General features: G+C 54.5%; 9 protein-coding genes, 1 tRNA gene and 1 pseudogene. 7 read left to right on the top strand and 4 right to left on the bottom strand.

Translation table 11 applies throughout. The annotated features are described in order from the left end of the window. Positions 1–105: 105 nt before the first annotated feature. Positions 106–192: transfer RNA gene (locus ACJ9N4_RS08870), tRNA-Leu, on the bottom strand. A gap of 173 nt (positions 193–365) precedes the next feature. Next, the gene (rsmC, locus tag ACJ9N4_RS08865; RefSeq protein WP_411500404.1) at positions 366–1,394 is read right to left on the bottom strand and encodes a 16S rRNA (guanine(1207)-N(2))-methyltransferase RsmC; all 1,029 of its coding nucleotides are present in this window, start codon (positions 1,392–1,394) and stop codon (positions 366–368) included. 102 nt (positions 1,395–1,496) lie between these two features. On the opposite strand from rsmC, the gene ACJ9N4_RS08860 reads away from it, so the two are divergent. The 7 genes and pseudogenes from ACJ9N4_RS08860 (at position 1,497) to ACJ9N4_RS08830 (ending at position 6,644) form a co-directional block, all read left to right on the top strand. Beyond that, complete coding sequence (locus ACJ9N4_RS08860) at positions 1,497–1,910, top strand: DNA polymerase III subunit psi (RefSeq protein ID WP_182919367.1); 414 nt, start codon at positions 1,497–1,499, stop codon at positions 1,908–1,910. Beyond that, positions 1,879–2,322, top strand: coding sequence for a ribosomal protein S18-alanine N-acetyltransferase (gene rimI / locus ACJ9N4_RS08855; protein WP_182273649.1), 444 nt, complete (start codon positions 1,879–1,881; stop codon positions 2,320–2,322). The genes ACJ9N4_RS08860 and rimI overlap by 32 nt, the downstream gene beginning before the upstream one ends. A 19-nt stretch (positions 2,323–2,341) precedes the next feature. Beyond that, positions 2,342–3,019: a pyrimidine 5'-nucleotidase gene (gene yjjG / locus ACJ9N4_RS08850; protein WP_182919368.1), complete on the top strand. Its 678-nt coding sequence runs from the start codon at positions 2,342–2,344 to the stop codon at positions 3,017–3,019. Between the two features lie 92 nt (positions 3,020–3,111). Beyond that, positions 3,112–4,701, top strand: coding sequence for a peptide chain release factor 3 (prfC, locus tag ACJ9N4_RS08845; RefSeq protein ID WP_182919369.1), 1,590 nt, complete (start codon positions 3,112–3,114; stop codon positions 4,699–4,701). Positions 4,702–5,005: 304 nt separating this feature from the next. Beyond that, positions 5,006–5,383: pseudogene (locus ACJ9N4_RS08840) on the top strand (BON domain-containing protein); the annotation flags it as partial. A 131-nt stretch (positions 5,384–5,514) separates the two neighbouring features. Further along, a complete protein-coding gene (locus ACJ9N4_RS08835) occupies positions 5,515–5,676 on the top strand; it encodes a DUF1328 domain-containing protein (protein ID WP_002887716.1) in 162 nt (53 codons plus the stop codon). 185 nt (positions 5,677–5,861) lie between these two features. Next, positions 5,862–6,644 (top strand): TatD family hydrolase, encoded by a 783-nt coding sequence (locus tag ACJ9N4_RS08830; RefSeq protein ID WP_182919370.1) that lies wholly within the window; start codon positions 5,862–5,864, stop codon positions 6,642–6,644. Here the strand turns inward: ACJ9N4_RS08830 and ACJ9N4_RS08825 are convergent. Further along, positions 6,639–7,499 carry a YjjW family glycine radical enzyme activase gene (locus tag ACJ9N4_RS08825; protein WP_182919371.1) on the bottom strand — a complete coding sequence of 287 codons (861 nt, stop codon included), beginning with the start codon at positions 7,497–7,499 and terminating at the stop codon, positions 6,639–6,641. The two genes, ACJ9N4_RS08830 and ACJ9N4_RS08825, sit on opposite strands and share 6 nt — an antisense overlap. Next, a complete protein-coding gene (locus ACJ9N4_RS08820; protein WP_182919372.1) occupies positions 7,474–9,021 on the bottom strand; it encodes a YjjI family glycine radical enzyme in 1,548 nt (515 codons plus the stop codon). Before ACJ9N4_RS08820 ends, ACJ9N4_RS08825 begins: the two co-directional genes overlap by 26 nt. Between the last annotated feature and the right edge of the window lie 90 nt (positions 9,022–9,111).

Here is a 9,111-nt window from a genome sequence, read left to right as displayed (position 1 = left end):
GGGGGGGACTCGAACCCCCACATCCTAAGGACACTAACACCTGAAGCTAGCGCGTCTACCAATTCCGCCACCTTCGCCCAGTGCGAGCAATATCAACGTGATTTATGGTGCGAGGGGGGGGACTCGAACCCCCACATCCGTAAGGACACTAACACCTGAAGCTAGCGCGTCTACCAATTCCGCCACCTTCGCATACCATCGATACTGTAAAAGTATCGTAACCACGGAGGCGCATTCTAGATGTTTTCAGCTTTACGTCAACTGAAAAGTGCGCACCTTTTATTGATTGCTGCAAAAATGGTCGGAACAGAGACGCCTGTTTGCCGGATGGCGCTGGCGCTTATCCGGCAAACAAACATGACGAATTATTTTTTCGCCTGACGTGTCATCACGGTGCGGTAAACCTTAAAGCGGCCGGTCTGGGCGATCACTTCGTGGAAGCCAAAGGTTTCATCCAGCACTTTCGGGTACGCCAGGAAGGCGTTCGCGACGATACGCAACTCGCCGCCGCTGTTGAGGTGACGGACTGCACCACGGATCAGCGTTTGCGCCGCCTCAAGGCTGGTCTCCATCCCGTCGTGGAACGGTGGGTTAGAGATAATCATGTCAAAGCGACCAGTCACATCAGAGAAGACGTTGCTGGCCATCACTTCGCCTTCAATGCCGTTGGCCGCAAGCGTTGCGCGGCTGGCTTCCACCGCTGGAGCACTGACATCACACAGCGTTAAACGCACTTTTGGCGAGTGGCTGGCAAGTACTGTCGCCAGTACGCCCGCACCACAACCCACGTCCAGCACTTTGCCTTTGGTGTGCGGCGTCAGGGTGGACAGCAGCAGCTTACTGCCAACATCCAGACCGTCGCGGCTGAAGACGCCCGGCAGGGTTTTGATGGTCAGACCGTCAAGCTGATATTCGCCCCAGTATTTATCTGCATCAAACGATGGCTGTTTTTCCAGGCGACCGTGGTACAGGCCGCAGCGACGGGCGCTGTCGACTTTGTTCAGCGGGGCATACTCTTCGAGCATCTGCTCTGCGCTACGCACGCCGCTGCGGTTCTCACCGACAACGAAGATGTCGCAACCGACCGGCAGCAGGGAGAGCAGGTTCATCAGCTGGAACTGGGCTTCCGGTTTGTTCTTCGGCCAGTAATAAATCAGCGTATCGCAGTTGGCAACATCGCTCTGCTCTGCCACCAGGCTAAAGCGCGCGCGCTCGCCCATCTGGCGGCTCAACACCTGCCAGTGGTGGTAATATTGGGTGTGGGCACGGCTTTCAGCACAGTCGAAACGCGCAGGCAGGTCATCCTGCATATCTCCGGCAAACAGAATACGGCTTTGTTCGAAATCATCACTGTGGCGCAGCAAGACTTCACTTGCCGGGGTAAATGCAGACATGAATTGTTCCTCAATAAACTCAGGCGGGGATTATAGTAGGTAGATGGCGCACTTTCGACACATTTGCTATATTTGCGCGCCTGAGAGACAGGAGTTTTCGCTATGACATCCCGACGAGACTGGCAGTTGCAGCAACTGGGCATTACCCAGTGGGCCTTGCGTCGCCCGACGGCGTTGCAGGGTGAAATCGCGATCTCCATCCCTGCGCACGTGCGCCTGGTGATGGTGGCGGAAGAACTGCCTGCCCTGAATGAACCCCTTATCGGTGATGTCCTTCGTAGCCTGAAGCTGACCTCCGATCAGGTTTTACAGCTGACGCCAGAGCGGGTCGCGATGCTCCCTCCTGACAGTCGCTGCAATAGCTGGCGAATGGGGGAGCCAGACGAGAGCACCCTCCAGGGGAGCCAGATCAGCTCGCCCGCGCTGGAAGAACTGAAAGCCAACCCAAACGCGCGCCGCGCGCTATGGCAACAAATCTGCGAATATGAACACGATTTCTTCCCTCACGACGCCTGACCTGACAACAGCGTTCGCGATTGAAACACGCGCCCACGCATTTCCGTGGAGCGAAAAAACGTTCGCCAGCAACCAGGGTGAACGGTACCTGAACTACCGCCTGGATGTTGACGGCACAATGGCCGCGTTTGCGATTACTCAGGTCGTCCTTGATGAGGCAACGCTGTTTAATATCGCCGTTGATCCTGCGTTTCAGCGTCGTGGGCTGGGCAGGGAACTGCTTGAGCATCTCATCCGCGAGCTGGAAATCCGTGACGTTTTCACCCTGTGGCTGGAAGTGCGTGCATCGAATGTCGCCGCCATCGCACTCTACGAAAGCTTAGGCTTTAACGAGGCGACAATCCGCCGTAACTACTACCCCACCGCAGAGGGACGTGAAGACGCCATTATTATGGCTTTGCCGCTTGGATAACTAAAATAAGGTTGTAACGATGAAATGGGACTGGATTTTCTTTGATGCCGACGAAACGCTGTTCACGTTTGACGCATTCGGTGGCCTGCAGCGGATGTTTCTGGATTATAGCGTCACCTTCACCGCTGAAGATTTTCAGGACTATCAGGCGGTAAACAAACCGCTGTGGGTGGATTACCAGAACGGTGCCATCACCGCGTTACAGCTGCAGCACCAGCGCTTTGATGCATGGGCGGAGCGGTTAAACGTCAGCCCGGGTTTGCTGAACGACGCGTTCCTGAACGCGATGGCCGAGATTTGCGCACCGCTGCCAGGGGCGGTTTCCCTGCTGGATTCGCTGAAAGGCAAGGCGAAGCTTGGGATCATCACCAATGGCTTTACCGCGCTGCAGCAGATCCGCCTTGAGCGCACCGGCCTGCGCGATCATTTCGACGCGCTGGTGATCTCGGAAGAGGTCGGCGTGCCAAAACCTGATCCGCGTATTTTTGATTATGCGCTTGAACAAGCGGGTAATCCTGACCGTGAGCGTGTACTGATGGTCGGCGATACTGCCGAATCAGACATTCTTGGCGGCATGAACTCAGGTCTGTCGACCGTCTGGCTGAACGCGCATGGCCGCGCGCAGCCGGAAGGGATCGAGCCGACCTGGACCGTCACGTCATTGAACGAACTGGAGCAGCTCCTGTGTAAACAATGATTGCCTGCCCCCCATTGATGGGTAAAATAGCCGCATTTTTCGTATTCCATGATGCGCGGCCTGCTGTCGCGCTTACATAAGAAGATTTGATTATGACGTTGTCTCCTTATCTGCAAGAGGTGGCCAAACGCCGCACTTTTGCCATTATTTCGCACCCGGATGCCGGTAAAACGACCATCACCGAGAAGGTGTTGCTGTTCGGACAGGCGATCCAGACCGCCGGTACCGTAAAAGGCCGTGGCTCCAGCCAGCATGCAAAATCCGACTGGATGGAGATGGAAAAGCAGCGTGGTATTTCAATTACCACTTCCGTGATGCAGTTTCCGTATCACGACTGCCTGGTAAACCTGCTGGATACCCCGGGCCACGAAGACTTCTCCGAGGATACCTACCGTACCCTGACGGCGGTAGACTGCTGCCTGATGGTGATCGACGCCGCGAAAGGTGTAGAAGATCGTACCCGTAAGCTGATGGAAGTCACCCGTCTGCGCGATACGCCGATCCTCACCTTCATGAACAAACTCGACCGTGACATCCGCGACCCGATGGAGCTGATGGATGAAGTGGAAAACGAGCTGAAGATCGCCTGTGCGCCGATCACCTGGCCGATTGGCTGCGGTAAGCTGTTCAAGGGCGTTTACCATCTCTATAAAGACGAAACCTACCTGTACCAGACCGGTAAAGGCCACACCATTCAGGAAGTGCGCATTGTAAAAGGTCTGGATAACCCGGATCTGGACACGGCAGTCGGTGAAGAGCTGGCCGCGCAGCTGCGTGACGAGCTGGAGCTGGTGAAGGGGGCGTCTCATGAGTTCGACAAAGAGCTGTTCCTGAGTGGCGAAATTACACCGGTCTTCTTCGGTACCGCACTGGGTAACTTCGGCGTTGACCATATGCTGGACGGTCTGATTGAGTGGGCACCACGCCCGATGCCGCGTAAAACCGACACCCGTGAAGTGGAAGCACAGGAAGAAAAATTCACTGGCTTCGTCTTTAAAATTCAGGCCAACATGGACCCGAAACACCGTGACCGCGTAGCGTTCATGCGCGTGGTGTCCGGTAAGTATGAAAAGGGCATGAAGCTGCGTCAGGTGCGTATCGGTAAAGACGTGGTGATCTCCGACGCACTGACCTTTATGGCGGGCGACCGTTCCCACGTTGAAGAAGCGTATCCGGGTGACATCATCGGCCTGCACAACCACGGTACCATCCAGATCGGTGATACGTTCACCCAGGGTGAGATGATGAAGTTCACCGGTATTCCGAACTTCGCACCGGAGCTGTTCCGTCGTATTCGCCTGCGCGATCCGCTGAAGCAGAAACAGCTGCTGAAAGGGCTGGTACAGCTCTCCGAAGAGGGTGCTGTACAGGTGTTCCGTCCGATTGCCAACAACGATCTGATCGTGGGCGCTGTCGGTGTGCTGCAGTTCGACGTGGTCGTTGCGCGTCTGAAAAGCGAGTACAACGTCGAAGCGATTTACGAATCAGTCAACGTGGCCACGGCGCGCTGGGTTGAGTGTTCTGACGTGAAGAAATTCGAAGAATTTAAGCGTAAGAACGAAATTCAGCTGGCGCTGGATGGCGGTGATAACCTGACCTATATCGCGCCGACAATGGTGAACCTGAACCTGACGCAGGAACGTTATCCTGACGTGCAGTTCCGCAAAACGCGCGAACACTAATCTCCTCTCAGAGCACGGCAGCCGCCGTGCTCTTCTTTAAATCCAGTCTTATTAATCCCTTGCGGAATGTTCTTAAATCATCGCATTTTCCTGAATGCTGCTCGTTTTTTGACCTATTCTGAATGCGACACAGGGATAGTGATCTATATTTAACTCAGTGTTTAGCACCGAATGTGGATGAATTAACTATTCAGAATATATTTTCTGGTTCGCTATTTTATCCGGGTGTTTATTCGCAATATATCAATCTGTCTGTAAGGAAAATATGTTGCCCAAATAACGGGTAAAACACAGGAATATATCGATGAATATGACAAGACTGAAGATTTCGAAAACTCTGCTGGCGGTCACATTGGGTAGCATCCTCGTGAGCAGTTCTGTCCTCGCGGAAACCAACACAATGGATAACGTGCAGTCCACCGCAAATAGCGCAGGGGAAAAAATCGATAGCTCTCTGAATAAAGTCGGTAATTTCATGGATGACAGCTCAATTACAGCAAAAGTGAAAGCTGCGCTGGTGGATGATAAAAATATCAAGAGCGCTGGTATTTCCGTTAAAACCGACAATAAAGTTGTCACCCTGAGTGGTGTTGTCGAGAGTCAGGCTCAGGCTGAACATGCCGTATCCATTGCGAAAGCCGTTGAGGGTGTGAAGAGCGTCAACAACGATCTGAAGACGAAGTAAATGAGCACAATTCGCCCGTCTGGCTGAGGCCTGAGGGCGAAATAAGAACTACACCTGGAAAAACGCCGGTGAGTAGCCTGAGCGCTCATGCTTAGCGGCCGACATTAACTATGGTAAAGGAGAGGCTTATGTTTCGTTGGGGCATTATATTTCTGGTTATCGCGTTAATTGCCGCCGCGCTGGGCTTTGGTGGTCTGGCGGGGACGGCAGCGGGTGCGGCGAAAATTGTCTTTGTCGTCGGCATTATCCTGTTCCTGGTCAGCCTGTTTACTGGACGTCGCCGTCCATAGCTATGCATTACTCTGACAGCGACACTGAAGCCAGTCCTTGCGACTGGCTTTTTCTCATTTGAGTACCCGTGGGGATGTGCGTTACTGTGTCTGAACATGACCACGGGCTGGAGGAGCATAAATGGATTATCACCTCGCCAGCCAGGCGCAGCGAATGAGGCACAATTTGATAGCGAGGATCTGGCGTGATGCACTGCTTTGTCGACACCCATTGCCACTTTGATTTTCCGCCGTTTACGGGTGATGAAGAACAAAGCATTGCGAGAGCCGCCGAAGCAGGCGTTCAGGCGATCATTGTACCTGCGATCGAAGCGGCTAATTTTGAGCGTGTTCTTAACCTCGCTCAGCACCATCGCGCCATATATGCTGCACTTGGGCTGCATCCGATAGTTATTGAGCGTCATCTTGATGAGCATATTGAGAAGCTGGATGTGGTTTTGCAAACCGCCGGGAACAAACTCGTCGCCATCGGTGAGATCGGGCTCGATCTCTGGCGCGATGATCCGCAGTTTGAGCGCCAGCAGGCTCTCCTGGATGCACAGCTCAGGCTGGCAAAACGCCACGATCTGCCGGTGATCCTCCATTCCAGACGTACCCATGACAAACTGGCAATGCATCTGAAACGTATCGATCTGCCGCGAACGGGCGTTGTGCATGGTTTTTCTGGTAGCCTGCAACAGGCACAGCGGTTTATTGAACTGGGTTATAAAATTGGCGTTGGTGGGACAATTACCTACCCGCGTGCCAGCAAAACCCGGGAGGTGATGGCACAATTGCCGCTGTCAGCGTTGTTACTGGAAACGGATGCCCCCGATATGCCGCTCAACGGTTTTCAGGGACAGCCTAATCGCCCGGAGCAGGCGGCGCATGTGTTTACCACGCTGTGCGAGCTGCGTGAGGAGCCAGAAGTGCTCATTGCCGGGGCGTTGCTTGAGAATACCCGTTCACTCTTTGGCGTCACACTATAGATAAAGCGCCGGGCGGATCACCGTAATCTTTTGTTTTTCCATCGCCAGTGCCAGCGGTTCAACGTCGTCCGGCGTGGCGCTGCGCCATGACGCTGCCTCACCGTAAACCCCCTGTGCGTGAAAGGCATTGATCCGCACCGGGACATCCCCCAGAGAACGGATAAAGACGATCAGCGGTTTGAGATGTTCCAGATAATCACACTGATCCGGGATCACCAGCAGCCGCAGTTCCGTTAACCGTTGATGTTGCGCCAGCCAGCGGATGCTGTGTTTGATCTGCGGGTTTTCACGCCCGGTCAGGAAGCGGTGATGCTCATTTCCCCAGGCTTTCAGATCCAGCATGGCACCGTCAAACACCGGCAGCAGTTTTTGCCAGCCGGTTTCCCCTAACAGACCATTACTGTCCACCAGACAGGTTAAATGACGTAGCGCGGGATCGGTTTTGATCGCCGAGAAAAGGGCGATCAAAAACGGCAGCTGCGTGGTGGCTTCTCCGCCGCTTACGGTAACCCCCTCTATAAACGGTGCTGCTTTGTGAATTTGCGTGAGGATCTCTTCCACGCTGAAGCGGTGCGCCATGGGTGTCGCCTGTTGCTGGCATAAATGCAGGCAGGTATCGCACTGCTGGCAGTGGCTCTCCTGCCACCAGACGCGTCCGGCCTGAATGTTCAGCGCATCGTGCGGGCAATGGGGGACGCAATCGCCGCAGTCGTTGCAGCGACCGATTGTCCACGGGTTGTGGCAGGTTTTGCAGCGCAGGTTGCAGCCCTGCAGGAACAGCGCCAGGCGGCTGCCTGGACCGTCCACACAGGAGAAGGGGATAACCTGACTAACTAAAGCGCATCTGCTGTTCATGGCTTATCACGCGTGGCTGACGTTCCAGAATGCGGGTATTTCGCGCGGCCTCCTCGCCAAGCCACGTCGTGTTCGTGCGCGACCCGGCTTCGCGGTATTTTTCCAGATCCGACAGGCGCACCATATAGCCGGTAACGCGCACCAGATCGTTACCGGCGACGTTGGCGGTAAATTCGCGCATACCCGCGTTAAACGCCCCCAGACAAAGCTGTACGACCGCCTGCGGGTTACGTTTTACCGTCTCTTCCAGCGTCAGAATATCGCTGATCCCGGACGTGTAGTGTTGATGGTGCGGTGCTACGGCCAGCAGGTGGCTGATGGGATCGGGTTCATCACCGTAAGGCAGACGTGCGCCCGGCGTGGTGCCTGAGTCGGAACTGATCCCCGACTGTGCATGCAGGAGCGCGCGCTGTTTCCAGCCGTATTTCACCGGGGTGTTTTCAACAAACGCCGAGAGCTGCTCGCTAATGCGATAGCCCAGTGCGTTGGCCTGCTCATCCTTACCGTAACGACCTTTGATACCGCCTTTCTCACAAAGCAGGTTCACCGCTTCAGCCAGACCGTACATGCCAAACATTGGCACGAAACGATCGCTATCAATCAGCCCCTCTTTGACCAGGAAGCTATTCTCAAAGAAGCCGGATTTTTCATACAGGAACGCGCAACGCGCATCAATGATGGCTATCTGTTGCTGGCAGTAGTGCGGCAACGTGCGGGTGAAGAAGTCTTCAGGGGAATGGCTGCGTTCAGCAATCGCCTTCAGGTTGAGGCGTACCAGAGTGCTGCCACCGCCTGCGAGCGGCAGGGAGTTGTAACAACTCACCACACCATAGCGGCCTTTTGTGAAAATTTTATCATTGACTGGGCCATTAGAAACATGTGGTTTACTGCATTCACAAATGTTTTTTGCCACGCTCAGCAGCAGAGTGTCGGGCGTAACATCCGGGTCATAAATAAAGGTCAGATTGGGTGCGACCTGCTTCATTTCTGCATCCGCACGTAGAATGGCACGCGTGATGGGGGTGTCCGCCGGGCCGATGTTGGCATGCATAAAAGCATCAGGTAGCGTTCTGTCGAGGTAACGCCAGAAACGTTTTATTCGAACATCGATTTCTTCTTGTGTTAGAATTCTAACATACGGATCCAGTAACGCATCGAGTTGTCCCAGGTAGACCGGCATTGATGTGACGGATGGCACATGGTGATACAGGATGGTTAACAGCGAGAGGGCATCATCAAGATCTTTTGCCCCTTCCAGCTCCAGCCATTCCGAGCCGTTAGCCAAAAATTTTGCGTAATCCGGCAGGACGTAACGGGGTTTGTAAGGCGCATGGCCTTCGAACATGTCGCAGATAACGCCCTCGTCCAGTGCGGCACGGGCAGCCTGAGGCAGGTCTGGATAGGGGAGATTGTTCTCCGCTTCCAGCGCCAGAAAATGCCGCTTTTGCTCCGGGGTTAATACCGGGCTTGTCACAATGTTCTGACAACGTTGTTGCAGGGCGTCGGGGCCGGCGTGGGACATATTCGCTTCCTTTATTGTTCTGCGGATGATGAACGGATTGTAGGAAGCCATCCCGTCAGGGCCTTTGATCCGACAGGGGTAATCGCTGCT

It is taken from the genome of Enterobacter sp. LM3 (assembly GCF_046622475.1).
Taxonomy (GTDB): domain Bacteria; phylum Pseudomonadota; class Gammaproteobacteria; order Enterobacterales; family Enterobacteriaceae; genus Enterobacter; species Enterobacter cloacae_P.
Note: the sequence above shows the minus strand (reverse complement) of the source record. Positions and strands in the feature narration are given on the sequence as shown.